This is a genomic window from Nonomuraea sp. NPDC049378, assembly GCF_055586745.1.
In genome coordinates this window covers 192,446-213,719 of the sequence record NZ_JBVJHP010000004.1, presented here as the reverse complement: position 1 = coordinate 213,719, position 21,274 = coordinate 192,446, and the positions used below count along the sequence as shown (strand labels likewise).

General features: G+C 71.3%; 22 protein-coding genes. 10 read left to right on the top strand and 12 right to left on the bottom strand.

Annotation, left to right across the window (positions count from 1 at the left end):
* The first annotated feature begins 97 nt into the window (after positions 1–97).
* Positions 98–433 carry a carboxymuconolactone decarboxylase family protein gene (locus ACZ6SA_RS11010; RefSeq protein WP_347644220.1) on the top strand — a complete coding sequence of 112 codons (336 nt, stop codon included), beginning with the start codon at positions 98–100 and terminating at the stop codon, positions 431–433.
* On the opposite strand, the gene ACZ6SA_RS11005 is transcribed toward ACZ6SA_RS11010, so the two are convergent.
* Positions 393–1,547 carry a PQQ-dependent sugar dehydrogenase gene (locus tag ACZ6SA_RS11005; RefSeq protein WP_465827595.1) on the bottom strand — a complete coding sequence of 385 codons (1,155 nt, stop codon included), beginning with the start codon at positions 1,545–1,547 and terminating at the stop codon, positions 393–395. The two genes, ACZ6SA_RS11010 and ACZ6SA_RS11005, sit on opposite strands and share 41 nt — an antisense overlap.
* A gap of 34 nt (positions 1,548–1,581) precedes the next feature.
* Here ACZ6SA_RS11005 and ACZ6SA_RS11000 point away from each other — a divergent pair, with 34 nt between their 5' ends.
* Entirely contained in the window at positions 1,582–2,331 is a 750-nt protein-coding gene (locus ACZ6SA_RS11000) for an SDR family NAD(P)-dependent oxidoreductase (RefSeq protein ID WP_347644222.1), read from the top strand.
* Between the two features lie 142 nt (positions 2,332–2,473).
* Here the strand turns inward: ACZ6SA_RS11000 and ACZ6SA_RS10995 are convergent, their stop codons facing one another.
* Positions 2,474–3,688: an ABC transporter ATP-binding protein gene (locus ACZ6SA_RS10995; RefSeq protein ID WP_465827592.1), complete on the bottom strand. Its 1,215-nt coding sequence runs from the start codon at positions 3,686–3,688 to the stop codon at positions 2,474–2,476.
* A 179-nt stretch (positions 3,689–3,867) separates the two neighbouring features.
* Between ACZ6SA_RS10995 and ACZ6SA_RS10990 the strand changes: the two genes are divergently transcribed.
* Entirely contained in the window at positions 3,868–4,926 is a 1,059-nt protein-coding gene (locus ACZ6SA_RS10990; protein WP_347644224.1) for a LacI family DNA-binding transcriptional regulator, read from the top strand.
* 38 nt (positions 4,927–4,964) lie between these two features.
* Here ACZ6SA_RS10990 and ACZ6SA_RS10985 read toward each other — a convergent pair whose 3' ends face one another.
* Together ACZ6SA_RS10985 and ACZ6SA_RS10980 are read right to left on the bottom strand one after the other, a co-directional pair.
* Positions 4,965–6,098: a 2,5-dihydroxypyridine 5,6-dioxygenase NicX family protein gene (locus ACZ6SA_RS10985; RefSeq protein ID WP_465827590.1), complete on the bottom strand. Its 1,134-nt coding sequence runs from the start codon at positions 6,096–6,098 to the stop codon at positions 4,965–4,967.
* A 192-nt stretch (positions 6,099–6,290) separates the two neighbouring features.
* Positions 6,291–6,776 carry a glutathione peroxidase gene (locus ACZ6SA_RS10980; RefSeq protein ID WP_347644226.1) on the bottom strand — a complete coding sequence of 162 codons (486 nt, stop codon included), beginning with the start codon at positions 6,774–6,776 and terminating at the stop codon, positions 6,291–6,293.
* Positions 6,777–7,248: 472 nt separating this feature from the next.
* Between ACZ6SA_RS10980 and ACZ6SA_RS10975 the strand changes: the two genes are divergently transcribed.
* Positions 7,249–7,803 carry an aggregation-promoting factor C-terminal-like domain-containing protein gene (locus ACZ6SA_RS10975; protein ID WP_465827588.1) on the top strand — a complete coding sequence of 185 codons (555 nt, stop codon included), beginning with the start codon at positions 7,249–7,251 and terminating at the stop codon, positions 7,801–7,803.
* A gap of 22 nt (positions 7,804–7,825) precedes the next feature.
* Here the strand turns inward: ACZ6SA_RS10975 and ACZ6SA_RS10970 are convergent, their stop codons facing one another.
* Both ACZ6SA_RS10970 and ACZ6SA_RS10965 read right to left on the bottom strand, forming a co-directional pair.
* A complete protein-coding gene (locus ACZ6SA_RS10970) occupies positions 7,826–8,365 on the bottom strand; it encodes a TetR/AcrR family transcriptional regulator C-terminal domain-containing protein (RefSeq protein ID WP_465827586.1) in 540 nt (179 codons plus the stop codon).
* Positions 8,366–8,413: 48 nt separating this feature from the next.
* Positions 8,414–8,893: a nucleoside deaminase gene (locus tag ACZ6SA_RS10965; RefSeq protein ID WP_347644229.1), complete on the bottom strand. Its 480-nt coding sequence runs from the start codon at positions 8,891–8,893 to the stop codon at positions 8,414–8,416.
* A gap of 169 nt (positions 8,894–9,062) precedes the next feature.
* Between ACZ6SA_RS10965 and ACZ6SA_RS10960 the strand changes: the two genes are divergently transcribed.
* Both ACZ6SA_RS10960 and ACZ6SA_RS10955 read left to right on the top strand, forming a co-directional pair.
* Positions 9,063–10,847, top strand: a complete 1,785-nt coding sequence (locus ACZ6SA_RS10960) for an ABC transporter ATP-binding protein (RefSeq protein ID WP_347644230.1) — start codon at positions 9,063–9,065, stop codon at positions 10,845–10,847.
* On the top strand, positions 10,844–12,703 hold the full coding sequence (locus tag ACZ6SA_RS10955; protein WP_347644231.1) for an ABC transporter ATP-binding protein: 1,860 nt from the start codon (positions 10,844–10,846) through the stop codon (positions 12,701–12,703). Before ACZ6SA_RS10960 ends, ACZ6SA_RS10955 begins: the two co-directional genes overlap by 4 nt.
* On the opposite strand, the gene ACZ6SA_RS10950 is transcribed toward ACZ6SA_RS10955, so the two are convergent.
* From ACZ6SA_RS10950 to ACZ6SA_RS10925, 6 genes are all read right to left on the bottom strand, one after another.
* Complete coding sequence (locus ACZ6SA_RS10950; protein WP_347644232.1) at positions 12,700–13,122, bottom strand: hypothetical protein; 423 nt, start codon at positions 13,120–13,122, stop codon at positions 12,700–12,702. The genes ACZ6SA_RS10955 and ACZ6SA_RS10950 overlap by 4 nt on opposite strands.
* A 112-nt stretch (positions 13,123–13,234) precedes the next feature.
* Positions 13,235–13,546: a hypothetical protein gene (locus tag ACZ6SA_RS10945; RefSeq protein WP_347644233.1), complete on the bottom strand. Its 312-nt coding sequence runs from the start codon at positions 13,544–13,546 to the stop codon at positions 13,235–13,237.
* Between the two features lie 69 nt (positions 13,547–13,615).
* Positions 13,616–13,966 (bottom strand): DUF202 domain-containing protein, encoded by a 351-nt coding sequence (locus ACZ6SA_RS10940; RefSeq protein WP_347644234.1) that lies wholly within the window; start codon positions 13,964–13,966, stop codon positions 13,616–13,618.
* 8 nt (positions 13,967–13,974) lie between these two features.
* Positions 13,975–14,301, bottom strand: a complete 327-nt coding sequence (locus ACZ6SA_RS10935; protein WP_347644235.1) for a YidH family protein — start codon at positions 14,299–14,301, stop codon at positions 13,975–13,977.
* Between the two features lie 64 nt (positions 14,302–14,365).
* Complete coding sequence (locus ACZ6SA_RS10930; RefSeq protein WP_347644236.1) at positions 14,366–14,755, bottom strand: hypothetical protein; 390 nt, start codon at positions 14,753–14,755, stop codon at positions 14,366–14,368.
* 160 nt (positions 14,756–14,915) lie between these two features.
* Positions 14,916–15,908, bottom strand: coding sequence for an alpha/beta fold hydrolase (locus tag ACZ6SA_RS10925; RefSeq protein WP_347644237.1), 993 nt, complete (start codon positions 15,906–15,908; stop codon positions 14,916–14,918).
* Between the two features lie 153 nt (positions 15,909–16,061).
* Here ACZ6SA_RS10925 and ACZ6SA_RS10920 point away from each other — a divergent pair, with 153 nt between their 5' ends.
* The 4 genes from ACZ6SA_RS10920 (at position 16,062) to ACZ6SA_RS10905 (ending at position 21,146) form a co-directional block, all read left to right on the top strand.
* Entirely contained in the window at positions 16,062–16,649 is a 588-nt protein-coding gene (locus ACZ6SA_RS10920; RefSeq protein ID WP_347644238.1) for an ArsR/SmtB family transcription factor, read from the top strand.
* An 88-nt stretch (positions 16,650–16,737) separates the two neighbouring features.
* Positions 16,738–18,021, top strand: coding sequence for an MFS transporter (locus ACZ6SA_RS10915; protein WP_465827582.1), 1,284 nt, complete (start codon positions 16,738–16,740; stop codon positions 18,019–18,021).
* A 96-nt stretch (positions 18,022–18,117) separates the two neighbouring features.
* A complete protein-coding gene (gene bla, locus ACZ6SA_RS10910) occupies positions 18,118–19,026 on the top strand; it encodes a class A beta-lactamase (protein ID WP_347644240.1) in 909 nt (302 codons plus the stop codon).
* A complete protein-coding gene (locus ACZ6SA_RS10905; RefSeq protein WP_465827580.1) occupies positions 19,026–21,146 on the top strand; it encodes a transglycosylase domain-containing protein in 2,121 nt (706 codons plus the stop codon). The genes bla and ACZ6SA_RS10905 overlap by 1 nt, the downstream gene beginning before the upstream one ends.
* The last annotated feature ends 128 nt before the right edge of the window (positions 21,147–21,274 follow it).

Genomic DNA, 21,274 nt, shown 5'->3' with positions numbered 1-21,274 from the left:
GACGGAACGGGCGTGCAACGTTCATGCAACCCCCATTGGCTCAACTCAAGAGGTAGCGAAAGATGTGAGGATCCCTTGCGACCATCGGGAGCGTACGATGACAGACCCCGCCATGGAGACCGTCGACTCCTTCGGCATGACGGCCGAGCGCCAGTTCGCCGAGGTGTGGTCGAGGACGGCCCTGTCGGACAGGGATCGTCGCCTGCTCCTTCTCGGGCTCCTCGTCGGGCAGGGCTTCGACGAGATGACGGACGTCCAGCTCGACGCGGCCCTGCGCACCGGCGACCTCACCGAGCCCGAGCTGCGCGAGGTGGTCATCTTCGTCACCCACTACGCGGGGTGGATCCGGGGGGCCAGGCTGAACGGCCAGGTCGAGGAGCTGATCGAGCGGGTCAGGCGGGCTCGATCCGGTAGAGCGGGCCCTGGAGGCTGAGCGCGTAGAGCTCGCCGTCGTGCCCCTCGCCGAACGACGACAGCTGCTCGACCTCGCCGACCTCCGCCTCCTCGTCGGGCGCGTCGGCGGGTGCGGCCCTGATCCAGCCGGCGCAGAAGTCGCCGTACACGAAGTGCCCCCGCAGCCAGGGGATCTTCGTACCGCGGTAGACGGGCCCGGCGATCACCGAGCAGTTTCCGTCCTCGCCCAGCGGATAGACGATCACCGGGTCGGTCAGGTCGCCGCCCTTGCCGCCGTGGAAGCGCTCCTTGCCCTCGCGCAGGCTCCAGCCGTAGTTCTCGCCGCCCTTCGAGCCCGCCGGCTGGTGGTCGACCTCCTCCCACTCGTTCTGGCCGACGTCGCCGATCCACAGGTCGCCGGACTCGCGGTCGAAGGAGAACCGCCAGGGGTTGCGCAGCCCGTACGCCCAGATCTCGCCCTTGGCGCCCTTCTTGCCGGCGAACGGGTTGTCCTCGGGGATCGTGTACGGGTCTCCGCGCGGGTCGATGCGCAGGATCTTGCCGAGCAGCGTGCCGAGGTCCTGGCCGTTGCCCTGCGGGTCGCCGGCCCCGCCGCCGTCGCCCAGCGCGATGTAGAGGTGGCCGTCGGGCCCGAAGGCCAGCTGGCCGCCGTTGTGGTTGGCGAACGGCTGCTCCTGGGTGAGCACGTCGCGCCTGGCCGTCGCCGTGGAGCCGTCGTAGGCCCATTCGGTGACGTGGGTGTCGCCCTGGGCGTCGGTCCAGTCGAGGTAGACCCACCGCCCGCTGGGATGGAACGCCACGCCGAGCAGCCCCTGCTCGTTGCCGCCGCTCACCTCGCGGGACAGGTCGATCACCGTGTCGCCGGCGGAGGTGCGCAGCCTGCCGGTCTGCTCGGCGACGTAGAGGCGGTCGTCACCCTCGCGCACGGCGAACGCGACGGGCTTGTCGAACTCGCCGATCTTCGCGAACCGCAGCCGGCCCCGCTCGGCCGGCGTGGCGGCCGGGGACGCCGGCGGGGCGGCGGTCGCGGTGGCCGCAGGGCCGGTCGACCCGGCGGAGGGGCCGGGCGAGGGGGCCTGGCCCAAGCAGGCGGTGACGGCCAGGAGGAGGAGCACGGCCAGGACGGGGCGCACGGCGTCATCCTGCCATGAACGTTAAGGTTCAGCCATGCCTACCGCACTGATCACGGGCGCGACCGCCGGCATCGGCGCCGCCTTCGCCCGGCGCCTGGCCGCCGACGCGTTCTCACTCGTCCTGGTCGCGCGCGACGAGCAGCGGCTCGTCCGGAACGCCGAGCAGCTCAGGCTCCGCTACGGCGTCGACGTCGAGGTGCTGCCCGCCGACCTGGCGAGCGACGAGGGGATCGCCAGGGTCGAGTCCAGGCTCCGCGAGGGGGTCGACCTGCTGGTCAACAACGCCGGCTTCGGCAACGCCGGCAGCTTCCCCGATGCGCCCGTCGAGGACGAGTTGCGCATGCTGCGGGTGCACTGCGAGGCGGTGCTGCGGCTGACGCTGGCCGCGCTGCCCGCGATGAAGAAGCGCGGCAGGGGCGCGATCGTCAACGTGGCGTCCGCGGCGGCGTTCTTCACCCGCGGCACCTACGGAGCGTCCAAGGCGTGGGTGGTCAGCTTCAGCGAGGCGGCCGCGCACCAGGCGGGCCACCCGCGCATCCGGGTCATGGCGCTGTGTCCCGGTTTCGTGCGGACGGAGTTCCACCAGCGCGCCGGGATGGACACCTCGGGCATCCCCGGGCCGCTGTGGCTCAAGGCCGACGACGTGGTCCGCGGCGCGATGCGCGACCTGGCGCTGGGCAGGAGCGTGTCGGTCCCGAGCCTGCGCTACAAGGTCATCGTCGGGGTCGGCCGGTTCGTGCCGCGGAGCCTGCAGGCCATGGTGTCGGCCAGGATCGGCCGCTGACCTTCCGCTCGGCAAGGCCGGGAAGGAGCGAGGAGGGGCGGGAGAGGAAAAGGACGGGCCCCCGCCGCGGGAGGGGGTCGCGGTGGGGGCCCGAGCGGCCGTGAGCGTGCTCACGGCCGGGAACCGGGAGACAGCGGGAGACTCAGCGGTTGGCCTCGTGGCCGATGGCCAGGCCGGAGGTCTGGTCGAAGAAGTGCAGGTTGTGCGTGTCGACGACCAGGTCGAGGTTCTGGCCGGAACGCGCGTGGCTGCGGGCGTTGACGCGGGCCGTCCACAGGGACTTGTCGCCCACGAGCGGCAGCGACGACTCCTCGTCCTCTCCGGAGTCGGCGGCCGCCACCGTGTCCTTGTGCTCGACCGGCGGGGCGTCGATCAGGAACAGCACGTTGATCTCGGAGCCCAGCTCCTCGGTGACCTCCACCTTGACCGGCAGGGTGGCCCAGCCGTTGGCGTGGTTGCCGGCCGACGTGGCGTCCTCGAAGTCGGACGGGCGGATGCCGAGGATGATCTTCTTGCCGACGTACTGGTCGAGGCCCGGCTTGTCGGTGAAGGTCGACTCGGGGATCGACAGCTTGATGTCGGCGAAGGCGACCGCGGGGCCGTCGTCGCCGCGGACGAGCTCGGCGGTGACGAAGTTCATCGCGGGCGAGCCCATGAACCCGGCCACGAACAGGTTGACCGGCTTGTCGAACAGGTTCTGCGGGGTGTCGACCTGCTGGAGGATGCCGTCGCGCAGCACGCAGACCCGGTCGCCGAGGGTCATGGCCTCGACCTGGTCGTGGGTGACGTACACCGTGGTGACGCCGAGGCGCTCGTGCAGCGTGTTGAGCGAGGCGCGCATCGAGACGCGGAGCTTGGCGTCGAGGTTGGACAGCGGCTCGTCCATGAGGAAGGCCTGCGGCTCACGCACGATGGCGCGGCCCATCGCGACACGCTGGCGCTGACCACCGGACAGGGCGGCGGGCTTGCGCTTGAGGTAGCTCTCGAGGCCGAGCATCTTGGCCGCCTCGCCGACGCGCTTCTGGATCTCCGGCTTCGGCATCTTGCGGAGCTTGAGGCCGAAGGCGAGGTTCTCCTCGACCGTCATGTGCGGATAGAGCGCGTAGTTCTGGAAGACCATCGCGATGTCGCGGTCCTTGGGCGGCAGGTGGTTGACCACCTTCTCGCCGATCGAGATCTCGCCGCCGCTGATGTCCTCCAGGCCCGCGATCATCCGGAGCGCGGTCGACTTACCGCAACCGGACGGACCGACCAGCACCATGAACTCGCCATCCTTGATCTCAAGGTTGAGCCCGTTCACGGCCTTCACGCCACCGGCGTAGATCTTGTCGACGTTCGTCAGAACGATGGATGCCATGACATTCCTTCGCGCTCCAGGGCTGTGGCCCGGACGTTGGTTCCGTGTGCCCACTCGCGTGGATACGTTTTCAAGCATCTCACCCGAAACGGACATCGGTGTCAAGGGTTGCAGCGTGACCAGCCGTTGCCGAAACGGCGCACTTCCCGATTTCCGGAAACCATGATGGAATCGTTTCCATGGAGAAGCGGGCGACGATCAAGGATGTGGCCGAGGCGGCCGGCGTGGGCGTCGCCACCGTCTCCCGGGTGCTGTCGGGCGGCTCGGCCAGCGCCGGCGCCAGAGAGCGCGTCCTGGCCGCCGCCGCCCAGCTCGACTACCGCCCCAGCGCCCTCGGCCGCAACCTGCGCCAGCGCCGCACGGGCGGCATGGGCCTGCTCGTCCCCGACCTGACCGACACCTTCTACGGGCAGCTGGCGGAAGGCGTGCTGGCCTGCGCCCGCTCGGCGGGCGAGCCCGTCGTCCTGGGCTCGACGGGCGGCGACCCCGAGCAGGAGGCCGACCTGATCGGCATGCTCATCGAACAGAGCGTAGACCGCCTGATAGCCGTCCCGTCAGGAGACGCGGAAACCTGGACCCCGGCGACACGCGCGGGCATGACCGTGATCTTCGCCGACCGGCTTCCCTCCCAGGCGTCCGCCGGCGACGACGGGCCGTCCGCCGTGGGCGACCTCATGGCCCTCGACGGCCTGCCGCCCGCTCCTCCGTCCCGGCCGCTGGACGTCCCCGCCGTGGTGGCCGACGACCGGGCGGGCATCCGTACGGCGGTCCGCTACCTTCGCGGCCTCGGCCACAAGCGCATCGCCTTCCTCGGCGGCCCCGGCCACGAGGGCCGCGCGCACGCCTTCAGGGGGGCCGTGGGCGCTCCGGTGGACGAGGAGCTGATCGTGTTCGGCACCGGCAGCCGCGACTCCGCGTACGCCGCCGCCTCCGGCCTCTACCAGAGCCGCCCCGACCTGTCGGCCGTGGTGGCGGGCGGCAACGTGCTCGGGGAGGCGGCCGTGCTGGCGGCCAGGGAGCTCGACCTGAGAGTGCCGAAAGACGTCTCGCTCGTCATGTACGACGACGTGCCCTGGGCCGAGCTGTGCTCGCCGCCGCTGACGGTGATCGCCCAGCCGGGGCGCGACATGGGCTACCGGGCGGCGGAGCTCGTCCTGCGCGCGGGCACCAGGAGGGCCAGGAGCGTGATCCTGCCCACGGAGCTCATCGTCAGGGGCAGCTGCGGCCCCCGCCGCTGACCGGGGTCTCCCGCCCTCGGTCAGCGGCGGGGGCGAGACTACTTTCCGGGCAGGCCCGTGTAGCGGCGGGGCAGGATCATGACCGGGTTGTCGTCGAGGACCACCTCGGGGGGGCCGAACCGCGCGGCCACCTCCTGGATCTCCGGCTCGTCGAGCAGCAGCAGCCGCCCCTGCTCGATGAAGAGCTCGCCGTCCACCGTGACGGTGGGCCGGTCCATCTGGCAGTCGCAGTGCGCGAAACCCGGGCCCGTCGTGACGGGCTCGCCACCGGTCAGCCCGTCGATGCCGCAGTAGAAGGCCCCGGCGTGCTTCTCCCGCTCGAACTGGGTCCCCCCGGCGATCCGCACCTTCGGATTCAGCCCGATCAGGCCGTGGCGCATGTAGAAGCCCTCGGGGGCGTAGCGTCGCAGGCTCTCCGCCTCCGCCCCGCCCTCGATCTTGCGGACCAGGTTGCCTTCGAGGGTGAGGCGCACGGGCTCGCCGGGCACGCCGGTGACCGTGCTGTCCTCGATCATGATCACGCCTTCGGTGTCGGTGGGCCAGAAGTTCGCGCCGCCGTACGGGAAGGGCCGCCAGTCGCCGGGCCGCAGCGCGCCCGGGTCGGGGTCGAAGGTCAGGCCGGAGAACGTCACGTCGGTCCCCCGCCCGGACGTCACCCGGATGGACCCGACCCCCGACAACTGCCGCAGCGCCCGGCTCAGCAGCGCGTAGAACACCTCGGCGGGCAGCCGACCGCCGGTGAGCAGCGCGCCGGCCGTGGCGGTCATGTGCAGCGACAGGAAGCGGGAGGAGCGGGCCTTGATCTGGTCGAAGAACAGCGGCGCGGTGTGCACCTCGCCCCACCAGGTGCCGCTGATCACGACGTCGGCCTCGTGGAACGCGGCCGTCTCGATCTGCAGCGGCGCCCCCCTGTCCCAGCCGCCGGCGCTGAACGGCGGCACCGACAGGATGCGGACGTCGGCCCCGCGGAAGGCCGCGCCGGCGGCGATGGCCTGCACGACGACGGGGTCGACGGTGTGCTCCATGAGCAGCAGCACCCGTTCGCCGGCGCCCAGCCGGACGTACTCGCACAGGTTGCGGACGCCCGGCATCAGCTCGACGATCGAGTACGGGCCCGCGGCGGGTTCGGAGACGTAGCTGGAGGGCGACCCTGCGTACGGATTGATCGTCATCGCGAACTCCCTGCGGAACATCAGGTCGGTGTGCGGAGCCGGTGAAGGAACCAGCCGCAGCTCACCCGATTACTTACCGCAGCAATGTGCTCACTACACGTGCAAACGGACTTTCCATCTCGAAGGGCACGTGCACTGACCTTTTACGGGGTCGAACCCGATCCCGCACCTTCGCCGGGCCGCCACCGGCGGCTACACCACCTTCTCGAGTGCCGCGACGAGGGCGGGGTCCTCCGGGTCCGTGCGCGGGCGGAAGCGGCCGACGACCTCGCCCTCCCGGTCCACCAGGAACTTCTCGAAGTTCCACTGGACGTCACCGGCCTCGCCGTCGGCGTCGGGCGTCCGGGTGAGCTCGGCGTAGAGAGGGTGGCGGCCGGGGCCGTTGACGTCGGCCTTGGCCAGCAGCGGGAAGTCGACGCCGTAGGTCGCCGCGCAGAAGTGCCGGATCTCCTCCGCCGTTCCCGGCTCCTGGCCGGCGAACTGGTTGCAGGGCATGCCGATCACCGTGAAGCCGCGCGGTCCGTACTCCTGCTGGAGCTTGACCAGGCCGGCGTACTGCGGGGTGAGGCCGCACCGGGAGGCCACGTTGACGATCAGGGCGGCTTTGCCGGCCGCAAGGTCACCGAGCGTAGTGGGAGCGTCGTCGAGGGTGCGGAGCGGAATGTCGCTGAGACTCATGGCCCTGACCCTACAGAACGCCGCGGGCCGGGACTTTTCGCGCCGCCTGCCCCCGTCCCGGGCCCAGCGGGCAGAGGTCCGGCACGCCGTGTTCCCGCCTGGAGACAGCGCCCCATCCCACTCTTGCCCCTGAGCCAAACCTCAGGCTTGGCCACTTTTTCCGGCAAGCCCGCCCCATATGCGCGGCGGGGCGGGCAATCCCGGCCCAGCGAGCGGGCCTTATATCCGCAACGGTGCAACAAACACCTGTCCACGCCGTGTCGCGATGCGCGACCCGCGATTACGGAGCGTAATAGGAATCGTGCTAGAGGACACGTCGCGGCGCCCTCCGGGCCGCCCAGCACGATCGGGCGGCGCACCGGAATCCCGGAGGGCCAAGCGGACTCTCCGCGTCCGAGCCACGGACGCGGACCGGCACGAGGCGCAGGAAGAAGCGCGCCTGTCCGCACGCGACCCGACAGCAAGGATCGATTTGGACAGCAAACGCGCGCTCAGCACCACTCTCATCTCCGTCACCGCGCTCACCGCGTTCGGTGGCGCGCCGGCCCGGGCGGAGACAGCGCCTTCCGCCAAGACCCGGGCCTGGACCACGCCGGCGCAACCCAGAACCGGGATCTGGACCGCGCCGGCGCAGCCCGAGACCCGGCTCTGGACCACGCCGGCGCGGCCGAGGACCCGGGTGTGGACCACGACAGCGCAACCGAAGATCACGGCAGAGAAGCCGTCCAGCAGGAACAAGCGGATCGCCCTGGGGCAGGTCGTCCAGCGATCGTGGGACCTCAAGCAGTTCCGCTGCCTGGACAACCTGTGGACCAGGGAGAGCAACTGGAACCACCGGGCCCGCAACCGTTCGTCCGGAGCGTACGGCATCCCGCAGGCGCTGCCCGCGGGCAAGATGCGGGGTGCGGGCCACGACTGGCGGTCCAACCCCGAGACGCAGATCCGGTGGGGCCTGGCATACATCAAGGGGAGGTACGGCCGGCCTTGCGGCGCCTGGGGTCATTTCAGATCGCACAACTGGTACTAGAAGCGGGACGGGCACCCGGGCTTCACCGGGTGCCCTGCCTGCGACCCGGATGCACCTCCATGGCCCGCAGGAGCAGCTCGACCCCGAACTCGAACTCGGCCTCGTGATCGCACTGGCCGAGCAGCCCCGCCAGCGAGCTCACCTCGGGGAACAGCGCGGCATCGACCCCGCCGGCCGTGGCCGGCCCGCCCTGGACGGGTGCGAAGGCGGGGGTCACCCCGACCTCCCGCAGCAGCGAGCCGACGACGAACGCGATGAACACGCGCACCATCCGGACCGCGTCCGCGCCGTCGAACCCGGCGCTGCGCAGCGTGGCCAGCGCCCGCTCGACGGGCAGCAGGCCGGCGGTGGTGTGGAGTTGCCGGCTGACCACGAGCATGGTGGAGCGCGGATGGCCGTGCGCGATCTGCCGGAAGGCCCGCGCCTGCGCGCGCACCCTGTCGGTCCAGTCCGCCCCGGGGTCGTCGGCGCCCTCGCGCTCGATCAGGTCGATGGCCGCGGCGACGATGCGGCCCCGCGACAGGAGCCCTTCAGCCGGGGGCGCCCCGGGCTCGGCGGGCATAGTGCATTCTAGGGACGGGGAGGCCGTGGGCCGTGCCGGCGGGGGCGTTCAGGACCTGGCGTGGCAGCGGCGGTGCAGCTCACGGACCTCGTCGGCGAGCTCGGGCACCGGCCCCTCCACCGTCACCTCCGGCGCGACCTCGTTGACGGGGAGCGTGCGCACGGGCGGCGGGGGCACGTTCAGCTCGCTCAGCCAGCCGGCCAGCTGCTGCGACGACGCGACGTACACGATCCGGCCCAGCCCCACCCAGGCGTGGGCGGCGGCGCACATCGGGCAGTGCTCTCCGGAGGTGTAGACGGTGGCGGCGGCGCGTTCCCGCGGCGTCATGTTCGCCGCGGACCAGCGCGCCAGCTCGAACTCCGGATGGCGGGTGCGGTCGCCCGAGGCCACCCGGTTGTGGTCCTCGGCGAGGACGGCGCCGTCGCCGGAGACGAGGACCGAGCCGAACGGCTCGTCGCCCTCCTCCAGCGCCTGCCTGGCCAGTTCGACGCAGCGGCGCAGGTGAGGCAGTTCCGTACTGTCGATCATGAATCCTCGCAGGGTCGAGCAGCCTCGAGGCACATTCCCCAACAGACCACAACAAAAGTGATGGTCGGCCGGAGCGTGCATGGTCTTTCACGTTTTCCCACGTCAGAAACGTGAACCCCACCTCCAGGCCACAGAAAATCTGTTGATCCCACGTATTAGCCTAGATGGGATGCCTCCCGATACGCACAAACCTCGCCGTCCCCTGCTGTCCACCAACTCCCTGTGGCGGATGAAGTCCTACCTCCGCCCGTACGCCGCCAGACTGGTCTTCATCTGGCTGGCCGCGATCGTCGGCATCGGCGCCGGCCTCGCACTCCCGCTCATCAGCGAGCAGGTCATCGACGGCCCCGTGGCCCACGGTGACTCCGCGGGGCTGCTCCCCCTCGGCCTGCTCGCGGTCGGCGTCGGCGTGGTCGAAGCCCTGCTGATCTTCTTCAGGCGATGGGCCCAGGTCAAACCGGTGCTCGGCCTGGAGACCCGCATCCGCGACGACCTCTACGAGCACCTGCAGCGCCTGCCCATGGGCTTCCACGGCGACTGGCAGTCGGGTCAGCTGTTATCCCGGGCGACCACCGACCTGTCGACGATCCGCCGGTTCCTCGGCTTCGGCATGCTCTTCCTGGTCATGAACATCCTGCAGCTGATCACGGTGACCGTGCTGCTGCTCAACAAGTACTGGCCGCTCGGGCTGCTGGTGCTGGCCTCGGCCGTGCCGATCATCTGGACGTCGCTGCGCTTCGAGAAGCGCTACATCAAGATCTCCCGCCAGGTGCAGGACGAGCAGGGCGACCTCGCCACGCTCGTCGAGGAGTCCGCGCTCGGCATCCGCACGATCAAGGCGTTCGGCCGCCGCCACCACGTCTACGACCGCTACGACGACGCCGCGCTCAAGGTGTACGGCAGCTCGATGGCCAAGGTGCGGCTGTCGGCCCGGTTCTTCTCCTTCCTGGAGATCATCCCCAACATCACGCTGGCCCTCGTCCTGCTGCTCGGGGCGCTGGCCGTCGGCTCGGGGGAGCTGACGCTGGGCGCGCTGGTGGCGTTCACCACGCTGATGTTGCAGCTCGTGTGGCCGATCGCCAGCCTCGGCTACATCCTCGCCATGGCCCAGGAGGCCATGACCTCCGCCGACCGCCTCATGGAGGTCATGGACACCGTCCCGGCCATCGAGGGCGGCACCCAGACCATCGAGCGCCCGCGCGGCCATCTCCGCTTCGAAGGGGTCGGGTTCCGCTTCCCCGACGCCGACGAGCCGGTGCTGCGCGACGTGTGGCTGGAGGTCAAGCCCGGTGAGACGGTCGCCGTCGTGGGCGCGACCGGCGCGGGCAAGACCACGCTGACCGCCCTGGTGCCCCGCCTGCTCGACCCCACCTCGGGCCGCGTCACGATCGACGGGCAGGACGTACGCGACCTCAAGCTGACGACGCTGCGCCAGGTGGTGGCCACCGCGTTCGAGGAGCCGACGCTGTTCTCGATGAGCGTGCGCGAGAACCTCATGCTCGGCCGGCGCGACGCCACCGAGGAAGAGCTCGCCGCGGCCATCCAGACCGCGCAGGCCATGTTCGTCTACGACCTGCCGTGGGGGCTCGACACCCGCATCGGCGAGCAGGGCCTGTCGTTGTCCGGCGGCCAGCGGCAGCGGCTCGCCCTGGCCAGGGCGGTGCTGAGCAGGCCGCGGATCCTGGTCCTCGACGACACCCTGTCCGCGCTCGACGTCGAGACCGAGGCCCTCGTGGAGGAGGCGCTGCGGCACGTGCTGCGCGAGGCGACCGGCATCGTCGTCGCCCACCGCGCCTCCACCGTGCTGCTGGCCGACAAGGTGGCGCTGCTGCGTGACGGCACGATCACGCACGTCGGGCAGCACCAGGAACTGCTGGCCGAGGTGCCCGAATACCGCGAGCTGCTCGCCCAGGACGCCGACTTCGACGGCGCGTCGGAAGGGGCTCTGCGATGACCACGACCACCACACCGCCCCCGCCGAACGCGTCCGGCACGGCGTCCTGGCGCGGCGTCGCCTCCGAGGACCAGGACGAGCTGCCGGAGAAGGTCTCCGTCCTGCTGCGGGCGCGCTCCCGGCGGCTGCTGGGCAACCTGCTGCGCCCCTACCGGAAGAAGATCGCGCTGCTGGTCGGGATCATCCTGGTCTCGAACGCGGCCGGCCTGTCGATCCCCTTCCTGGTCTCGATCGGGATCGACTCCGGCATCCCGCCCATCCGTCAGGGGTCCGGCCCCTCCGTGCTGCTGACCGTGGTCGGGGTGATCCTGGCCGCGGCCGTCACGCAGGCGGTCACGCGGCAGGCGTTCCTGCGGCTGTCGGGCCGGATCGGCCAGAGCATCCTTCTGGAGCTGCGCAGGAGGGTGTTCGACCACTTCCAGCGCCTGTCGCTGAGCTTCCACGAGCAGTACACCTCCGGGCGGGTCATCTCGCGGCTGACCTCCGACATCGAGGCCATCGCCGAGCTGCTCCAGTCGGGGTTCGACGCGCTCGTCAAGGCCGTGCTGACCATGGTGGGCACGGCGGTGCTGCTGCTGGTGCTCGACGTGCACCTCGGCCTGGTGGCGCTGGTCCCGCTGCCGCTCCTGCTGCTGTTCACCAAGTGGTTCCGCCGGCAGTCGGCGATCGTCTACCGCCGCACGCGCGAGACGGTCGCGCTGGTGATCGTGCACTTCGTGGAGTCGATGACCGGCATCCGCGCCGTGCAGGCCTTCCGCAGGGAGCCCCGCAACCAGGAGATCTTCCAGCAGCTCAACGACGACTACCGCGGCGCCAACGCCCGCAGCATGCAGCTCGGCGCGACGTTCATGACCGGCATCAAGCTCATCGGCAACATGACGATCGGCGGGGTGCTGCTCTACGGCGGCTGGCTGGCGCTCCACGGCGAGGTCAAGGTCGGCGTGCTGGCGGCGTTCCTGCTGTACCTGCGCCAGTTCTACGAGCCGATGCAGGAGGTCAGCCAGTTCTACAACACGCTGCAGTCGGCGGGCGCGGCGCTGGAGAAGTTGTCCGGCGTGCTGGAGGAGGAGCCGTCCGTGCCCGAGCCGCGCGAGCCCGCGGCGCTGCCGCCGGGCGGGGCGCGCGGCAAGGTGCGTTTCGAGGGCGTGAGGTTCGCCTACGTCGAGGAGATGCCGATCCTGCCCCGCCTCGACCTGACGATCCCGGCCGGGCAGAGCGTGGCCCTGGTCGGCGCGACGGGCGCGGGCAAGACGACGCTGGCCAAGCTGATCTCCCGCTTCTACGACCCCACCGAGGGCCGCGTGCTGCTCGACGGCGTCGATCTGCGCACGCTGGACGAGCCCACGCTGCGCCAGGCCGTTGTCATGGTCACGCAGGAGAACTTCCTGTTCAGCGGCACGGTCGCCGACAACATCAGGTTCGGCAGCCCTGACGCGACCGACCGGCAGGTGCGCGAGGCCGCCAAGGCGATCGGCGCGCACGAGTTCATCGCCGGCCTGCCCGACGGCTACGACACCGAGGTGGGCAAGCGGGGCGGCCGCATGTCGGCCGGCCAGCGGCAGCTCGTCGCGTTCGCCAGGGCGTTCCTCGCCGATCCCGCGGTGCTCATCCTCGACGAGGCCACCTCCAGCCTCGACGTGCCGAGCGAACGGCTCGTCCAGCGCGCGCTGCGCACGATCCTCGCGGACAGGACCGCGCTGATCATCGCGCACCGGTTGTCGACGGTGGAGATCGCCGACCGGGTGCTGGTGATGGAGCGGGGGGAGGTCGTCGAGGACGGCCCGCCGGCCAGGCTCATCGCCGCCTCAGGGCGGTTCGCGGGCCTGCACCAGGCCTGGCTCGACAGCCTGAGCTAGCCGTGCGGGCGGGCCGCCGCCGCGAAACCGATGTACAGCTCGTACGCGAGGAACGCGACCAGCGGCACGCCCAGCGCGATCAGCAGCCGGCCGGGGAGGCGGGCCCTGTCAGCGGGCGTCTCCCCTGGCCGCGCCGCGGGCACGAACACCGGCTGCGGCGGTTCCTCCGGCACGGCCACCAGCTCGAGATGGCGGGCCAGGTAGCCGGAGGGGAACGACGTCACGTCGTACGCGCCGCAGCCGGGGCAGCACGCCCCCGACCAGGGCGGCGGCACGCGGACTCCGGCACTGAACCAGATCTCGGCCGCGTTGCCGTGGGAGTCGGCGAGGCGTCTGACGACGAACTGCTCCTCCCAGACGTGCAGGCACCGCAGGCATGCGAAAGGCCACGTCTCGCGGGTGTCGAAACCATCGGGCACCAGGACCACCCCCGGCTGCGGATCGGTGTCGGACCCGAGTGTCCGTCCGGTCCCGTACGCCCGACAAGGCCAGCCTTTGTAACACTAAGCGCTATGGAATGCTCACCAAGAGTCAGGTCAGGCCCCGGCGGCGCCGCTGCACCGGGCTGAGCAGCGGTGTCGCGTCGGGCACGCCGGGCTCAGCCGGCGGGACGAGCTCCGGATGACGCGACAGATAGCCGTCCGGGAACCTGGTGGACTGCTGGCACCCGCAGTGCGGGCAGATCACGCCCGGCCCTGGCGGCAGCACGGGCAGGCCGTCGCGCAGCCACACCTCGGTCTCGTTGCCGTGGCGGTCGTCGATGCGCCTGACCAGATACTGCTCTTCCCAGACATGCCAGCAGCGGCGGCATTCGAAGGGCACGGTCCTGAGTTCTTCGGTCAACGAGGTCACCCCCTCGCTTTCGAGTGTCCGCCCGTCTGGGGGAACATCGCAACCTGGCCCGCGTGCCGGCTACCTGACCGTGAGCACGAAGGCCATGGCGCCCGCGACCAGGCTCAAGGTGCCGAGCCACGCGAAGACGGCGTCCAGCCGGGAGTCCAGGGGCCGGCCGCCGTGCAGGGCGGCCTGCACCCGGCGGAACCGTGCCCTGGTCCTGATCAGCAGCACGGCGCCGCAGAGCGCGGCCAGGGCGAACCCCGTGACGGCGAGGAGGGGCAGGCCGTGCCTGGCGGACAGGCCGGCCGCGCCCAGCCCGCCGGTCGCCAGGGCCACCGCCGTGCGCACCCAGGCCAGCCGGGTGCGTTCGCTCTGCAGCCCTTGGTCCCAGATCTCCTCGTCGGGCGCCTTCGCCTCCTCCCCCACCCGCGGCCTCAGATCGACAGGACGATGAGGACGAGGGCGATCACGGCGACGGCCGCGACGCCGTAGCCGAAGACGGCCGCGAGCGCGGGCGGAGGCAGCGGCGCCTGCCGGCGCAGGGCGCGCTGGATGTTGCGCCAGCGCGGGTAGGCCAAGCCCGCGGCCAGGGCGGAGAGCGTGACGAGCATGATGGCCAGGGTGGTACGGATCCAGGGCACGAACATGTCGGCCGGAACCGCCGCCATGGCCACCCCGCCCGCGCTGAGCGCCAGCGCCGTGCTCAGCCAGGTGAGAAAGGTGCGTTCGTTGGCCAAGGTGAAACGCGGGTCGGGTTCCATGACAAAAACGGTAATTCGTCTACTTTTCCCCTAGAGAAGTCGGGATTGCCCTTTCTGCGGGAGGTCAGCCGGTGCAGGCCTTGGCGACCTTCTCCAGGTAGGCGGCCGAGTCGGTGCCGACCTTCTGCGCCGCGTCGACGGCGTCGTTGACGCTGGTGACGGAGATGCCGCTCAGGGTCGCGGCCAGGTCGTCGGTGGCCTCCTTGAGCGTGGTGTTGGCGGCCTTGTCGGCCACGTCGTTGAGCTTGGTCGCGGCGTCGTCGAGCGCCTTGTCCATGGCTTGCGGGTCGTCGGTCAGCTTGGCGATCTGCGCGCCCAGATCAGTGACGATCTTCGGCGCCTCCAGGCACGCCTGGGCCTTGTCGATGGTGTCGTTGACCTCGCCGCACCCGGCGGCGAAAAGGCACACGGCGAAAGCGGCAAGGGGCAGGAACCGGCTCTTGAGGTGGCGCATGTTTCGACCCTACCCAACGAACGGCCACGCGACGTGACCGCTGTTTTTCGGACAGTAGACGCGACCGAAACCTGCGATCGCCCGCACACGGTTCGTCCGGGTGGGGGCTCTCGAGCCGGCCGGCTCCGGTTTCCGGGCCCGCACGCGGAAGGACGGCGGTTCACCTGGTGGGCGGGGTGTGGAGCCGGAGCCAGCCGGTGAGGAGGCGGTTGACCTCGCCGGGGCGCTCCTGCTGGAGCCAGTGGCCGCAGCCGTCGAGGATGTGGGAGGCGGTCAGGCCGGGCATCGTCTCGGGGAGCGCCTTGATGGCGCCGGCCATCCAGGTGGTGGTGGGGTCGAGCTCGCCTCCGGCGAACAACGCGGGCTGGGTGATCGGGGCGCCGTCCCACGCGGCGAGGTCCTCCCAGTCGCGGTCGACGTTGCGGTAGCGGTTGAGGGCGCCGGTCAGCCCGGTCCGCTCGAACTCGCCGGCGTAGACGTCGAGGTCGGCCTCGGTGAGCCAGGACGGCAGCCCGCCCTTGGGGAAACGGTCGGAGAGCCGGCCGCCTTCGGGAACGGATGAGACGCCCGTCGCGGGCATCGTGCCGGCCGAGAGCGCGGCGTAGATGCCCGCCAGCCAGCCGCGGACGTCGGGTTCGATCTCCGCCTCCGCCCGCCCGGGCCGCTGGAAGTAGCTGACGTAGAACTCCTCCTCCCCGCCGAGGCGGGCGAAGGCGTCGGTGGGCCGGAAGGGGCCGCGCGGGGAATAGGGCACGCTGAACAGGGCCACTGCGGTGAACACGTCCGGCCTGAGCAGGGCGCTGTTGGCGGCGATCGGCGACCCCCAGTCGTGGCCCGCGACCACCGCTGACCGCTCGCCGAGCGCGCGCACGACGGCGACGTTGTCGGCGACGTGGTCGAGCATCCGGTACGCGTGCGTCTGCGCGGGCTTGGACGAGCGGCCGTAGCCGCGCACGTCGATGGCCGCCGCGCGGAAGCCCGCCGCGGCGAGGGCGGGAAGCTGGTGCCGCCAGGAATACCACGACTCGGGGAAGCCGTGGACCAGCAGGACCAGAGGGCCCGTGCCCTGTTCCGCCACGTGGATGCGGCCGCCGGGCGTCTCCACCAGCCGGTGCCGCACCTCGGCGGGCGAGAAAGACGGGTGATCGGTCATGCGTCCTCCCAAGGGGTTGCTCTTCGCATCATGCGGGCCCGGGGGCGGCGCGCACACATCGCCTTGCCGTTCCGGCAACGGATTCCCGATGCGGGCGCCTGATGCCAAGGATTTCCTTGACATCCCCATCCCCTCGGCTCGAAGATTCCAAGCATGTCTTTGGAATCCTCGCGGCGGCGGCTCGACGACCCGTCCGCCATGCGGGCCTTCGCCCATCCCGTCCGGCTGGCGCTGCACGAGCTGCTGCTGCGGTCGGGCCCCACGACCGCAGCCGACGCCGGGCGCGAGACCGGCGTCAGCCAGGCACTGGCCTCCTACCACCTGCGGCAGCTCGCCAAATACGGCTTCGTGGAGCAGGCCGAGGCCCGCGACGAGCGCGAACGGCCGTGGAAGGTGACCGAGCGCGTCCAGGAGTGGGACGACAGCGCGCCCGGGCTCGAGCACTCGGCCGCCAGGAGCCTGCTGGAGCAGGTCATCGCCGAGCGGGCGCTGGCGCGGCTGGCGGACTGGGGGGAGCGGCGGCAGGAGGAGCCGGAGCCGTGGCGTTCGATCGGCGGGATCGGCAATTTCCACCTCCACGCCACGCCCGACGAGGTAGCCGAGATCGGCGCGGCCATCACGGAGCTGCTGGAGCCGCTGATGGCGCGCGTCGGCGACCCGGCGGCGCAGCCCGACGGCGCCCGGCCCGTGCTCCTGACGCAGGTCGTCGTCCCGCTGCCACCGGCCGGCTCCGATGGCTGAGGCGCCCGCCGGGACACCGCCCGGGACACCGGATGGGACACCGCCCGGGAAGCCGCCCGGGGCGCCGGACACCGCGGCGTCCGGGGCGGTGTCCGGGGCGCCGGCCGGGGCGGTGTCCGGGGCGCCGGCCGGGGCGGTGTCCGGGGCGCCGGCCGGGGCGGTGTCCGGGGCGCCGGGACCGCTGCGCGGCAACCGCGACTACCGGCGGCTGCTCGCCGCCGGCCTGGTCTCGCAGACCGGCGACTGGGCGATCAGCACCGGCCTGGCCTTCCACGTCTACCAGCTCACCGGCTCGACGCTGTCCACCGCCGTCATGCTGGTGGTCACGCGGCTGCCCGACGTGCTGCTCGGATCGGTGGCCGGGATGCTGGCCGACCGCTGGGACCGCCGGCGGCTGCTGGTCGTCACCGAGCTGCTGCTCGCCATCGGGCTGCTGCCGCTGCTGGCGGTGCACGACCCGGCACAAATGTGGATCGTGTACGCGGTCGCGCTCTGGACGGGCGTCCTCAGCACGGTGCTCGTCCCCGCGCAGAAGGCGCTGCTCCCGCAGGTCGTGGCGGAGTCCCAGCTCGTCCGTGCCAACGCCCTGCACGGGCAGAGCGGGCAGCTGGCCCGCCTGCTGGGGGCGATGCTGGGCGGCGTCGCCGTCAGCGCGGGCGGACTTCCCGCCGTCGTGCTCGTCGACGTCACCAGCTTCGTCGTCTCCGCGGCCCTGCAGGCGGCGGTACGGGCGCCGGGACGGCCCGCACGGTCGATGTCGGCGGGCGGGCAGTGGATCTCGGGGCTCCGCCTGGCCATGGGGAACGCGGGCGTGCGCGTGCTGGTGGCGTACATGGTGATCACAGGGCTGGGCGAGGGGATCTTCGCCACGCTGGCCGCGCCCTTCGTCGCGGACGTCCTCGGCGGCGGCGGTGACGCGTACGGGCTGTTCCTGTCGGTGCAGGCAGTCGGAGGGCTGCTCGGCGGGCTCGTCGTCGCGGCCCGCCCGGGCAGGGCGGCCCCGCGGCCGTTACTGGGCTGGGGGACGATCGTGTTCGGGGCGGTCGATCTGGCGCTGTTCGCCTACCCCCTCGTCCTGCCGGCATCCGGGCCCGCGCTCTGGCCCGCGCTCGTGCTGATCGTGCTGGCCGGCGTCCCCGCGGCGGCCGCGATGGCGGGCTTCACCACCCTTGCCCAGACCGTCACCACCGACGATCGCCGCGGCGGCGTCATCGGCCTGCTGGGCAGCGCCCAGGCGGCCACGTCGCTGGCCGGCATGGCGGCCGCGGGGGTGCTCGGCGGTGTGCTCGGCATCGTCCCGACCTTGTGCCTGCACGCGCTCGGGCTGGCCATCGCCGGTTCCATGGTGCTGCTGACCTGGCGTCATGCGTGATCCGATATCGATCCCTTCGCGATATCGCTATTAGACATCCGCTGATCGCATCTGCTTTGCTCCTGCCCTCTGACGGACGACGGCAAAGGATTCGACATGCGACACCTCCGGGCGGCGACGGCGACCACTCTGACGATCACCCTCCTCGGGTGCGGTCTCGTCACCGGCACGGCCTCGGCCACGACGGTCACGTCCGGCCAGGCCAGGGCCGCGAAGGAGTTGCGAGCCCTGGAGAGCTCGTTCAAGGGCCGCATCGGCGCGTACGCGATCGACACCGCCACCGGCAGGACGATCGCGTACCGGTCGGGCGAGCGGTTCCCGCTGCTGTCCACGTTCAAGGCGATGGCGTGCGCGGCGGTGCTGCACAAGGCCCGCACCTCCCGGCCGGGGCTGATGAACAAGCGTGTCCGGTGGACGGCCCGCGAGCTGGTGGACTACTCCCCCGTCACGGAGAAGCACGTCAAGGACGGCATGACCGTGGCCGCCCTCTGCGACGCCGCCATCACCATGAGCGACAACACCGCGGGCAACATGGTGCTGAAGCAGATCGGCGGACCGGCCGGGCTGACCAGATACTTCCGGTCGCTGAAGGACCGCGTCTCACGCCTCGACCGCTGGGAGACCGAGCTCAACGACTGGACGCCCAAGAGCCGGCGCGACACCACCACCCCGTCGGCCATCGCCCGCGACCTGCGCGCCGTCACGTACGGCAAGGCGCTCAACGCCAAGGACCGCGCCCGGCTCAACGCCTGGCTGATCGCCAACAAGACCGGAGACGCCCGCATCCGCGCCGGCCTGCCCAAGACCTGGACGATCGGCGACAAGACCGGCACCAACTCCGACGGGTTCGGCGGCGGTAACGACATCGCCGTCATCTGGCCGGACAAGAAGGCCGCTCCCATCATCATGGCCATCTACACCAACCGCACGCCTGGCCTGGCCGCCGACGACAAGACCATCGCGAAGACCGCCACCATCCTCGCCCGCGGGCTCGGCAGACTCTGATGGCACGCCGGGGGACGCAGATCGTACGCCTCGCCGCCGTGGGAGTGGCGGCGGGCGTGCTGGTCGCGGGGATCGCGCTGCCCGCCGTGGGCGGCGCGGGGTTCGGGTTCGTGGCGGCGGCCGACGGGGTGAACCTCGAGCCCGCCGACCTCGTCGAGCCGCCGCCGGCGGAGGTCACGATCGTGCAGGACGCCAGGGGCAAGGAGATCGCCCGCTTCTACGAGGAATACCGCGAGGTCGTCGGCTTCGACGAGATCGCCGGCGTGATGAAGACGGCGATCGTCTCGATCGAGGACTACCGCTTCTACGAGCACGGCGCGATCGACGTCGAGGGCACGCTCCGGGCGCTGGCCGCGAACCTGCGGGCGGGCCGGGTCAGCCAGGGCGGGTCGAGCATCACCCAGCAGTACGTCAAGCAGGTGCTGCTCAACTCGGCCGGCAGTGACGAGGAGCGCAACGCGGCGGTGGAGGCCAGCTACGCGCGCAAGCTCAGCGAACTGCGCTATGCCATGGGGGTCGAGGAGAAGTACACCAAGGACCAGATCCTCGAGAAATATCTGAACATCGCGTATTTCGGCGCCGGCGCCTACGGCGTGGAGGCGGCGGCGAAACGTTTCTTCGGCGTCAGGGCCTCCGATCTGACCCTGGCCCAGGCGGCGACGCTGGCCGGGGCCGTGCAGGATCCCAACGCCACCGACCCCAACCTGGGCAGGGCGCAGCGCGAGCGGCTGCGGGCGCGGCGTGACGTCGTGCTGGGCCGGATGGCCGAACTCGGCAAGATCACCCCGGCTGAGGCGGCTGAGGCTGAGGCCACCGGGCTGGGGTACAGGGGCACGAAGCTCCCGGGCGGCTGCGAATCCAGCAAGTATCCGTACTTCTGCCTTTATGTCAGGCATGAGATTCTCAGCGACCCCGGCTTCGGCCCGACCGCCCGGGACCGCCTGGCCAGGCTCAACCGCGGCGGCCTCACCATCAGGACCACGATCGACCCGGCCATGCAGGCCGCCGCCGACCGGGCGATCAAGACGTGGGTCAGGCCCTCCGACCGCGCCGTGGCGGCCGAGGCCCTGGTCCAGCCGGGCACCGGCGCGATCAGGGCGATGGCCGCCAGCAGGCGCTACGGCCGCAGCGCGGACCGGAACGAGATCTCGTACAACGTGGTCGCGGACGCCGCGCACGGGGGCGGGGCGGGGTTCCAGGCGGGCTCCACGTTCAAGACGTTCACCCTGCTCGCCGCGTTGAAGCAGGGCATGAAGGTGGACGACGGCCTCAAGGCGGGCGCCGGTTACCGCGCGCCGGATCACGCGGCGTTCCGGAACTGCGCGGGCGAGAACGTCGGCGACCCCGCGCACACGGTCACCAACGACGAGGGCTCGCCCGGGTGGAAGACGCTGCGGACCGGCACGTGGGACTCCGTCAACACGTTCTTCATGGAGCTGGAGCAGCGGGTCGGGCTGTGCGCGACGGTCACGATGGCCGAGTCGCTGGGGATCCGCCGCGCGGACGGGAAGAAGCTGCAGGAGTACGAGACGTTCACGCTCGGCATCAACGAGATGGACCCGGTGACGGTGGCGAACGCGTACGCGGCGATCGGGGCGCGCGGCCGCCACTGCGCGCCGATGGCGATCACCCGCATCACCGACCGGGACGGCTCGACCATCCGCTACCGGCCGAAATGCCGCCAGGTCCTCGACCCCGCCGTCGCGGACGCGGCCTCGTCCGTGTTGTCGGGCGTGTTCACCAAGGGCACGATGAGCGGCGTCGGCGGCATCGGCCGTGACGCGGCAGGCAAGACCGGCACCACCGACGACTACGCGGCGGCGTGGTTCGCCGGGTTCACCCCCGACCTGGCGGGCGCGGTGAGCGTCGGCGACCCGCGCGGCTCCCAGCGCCACAAGCTCGTCGGGGTGACGCTGGGCGGCCGCTACCACGGTGCGGTGCAGGGCGCGAGCGTGCCCGGCCCCATCTGGCGGGACACGATGGCGGCGGCGCTGAAGCGCGTGGCGCCGACGCCGTTCACCGCGATGGACACGGCCCGGTTCGGCGGCTGCGACGAGCTCTGCCGCCCCGGGCGGCGTGATGCGGAGAACCCGGAGAGCCCGGGAACACGACTCCCTTGATGGACATGTACGAACCGATACCGGAGAGGATCCGATCGCTCTTCGACCAGGACTTCACGAAAATGGCCGTGGTCACCGAGGACCCGCCGCCGCCCTGATGGTCGCCGACCGCCCTCCACGAGCCGAGC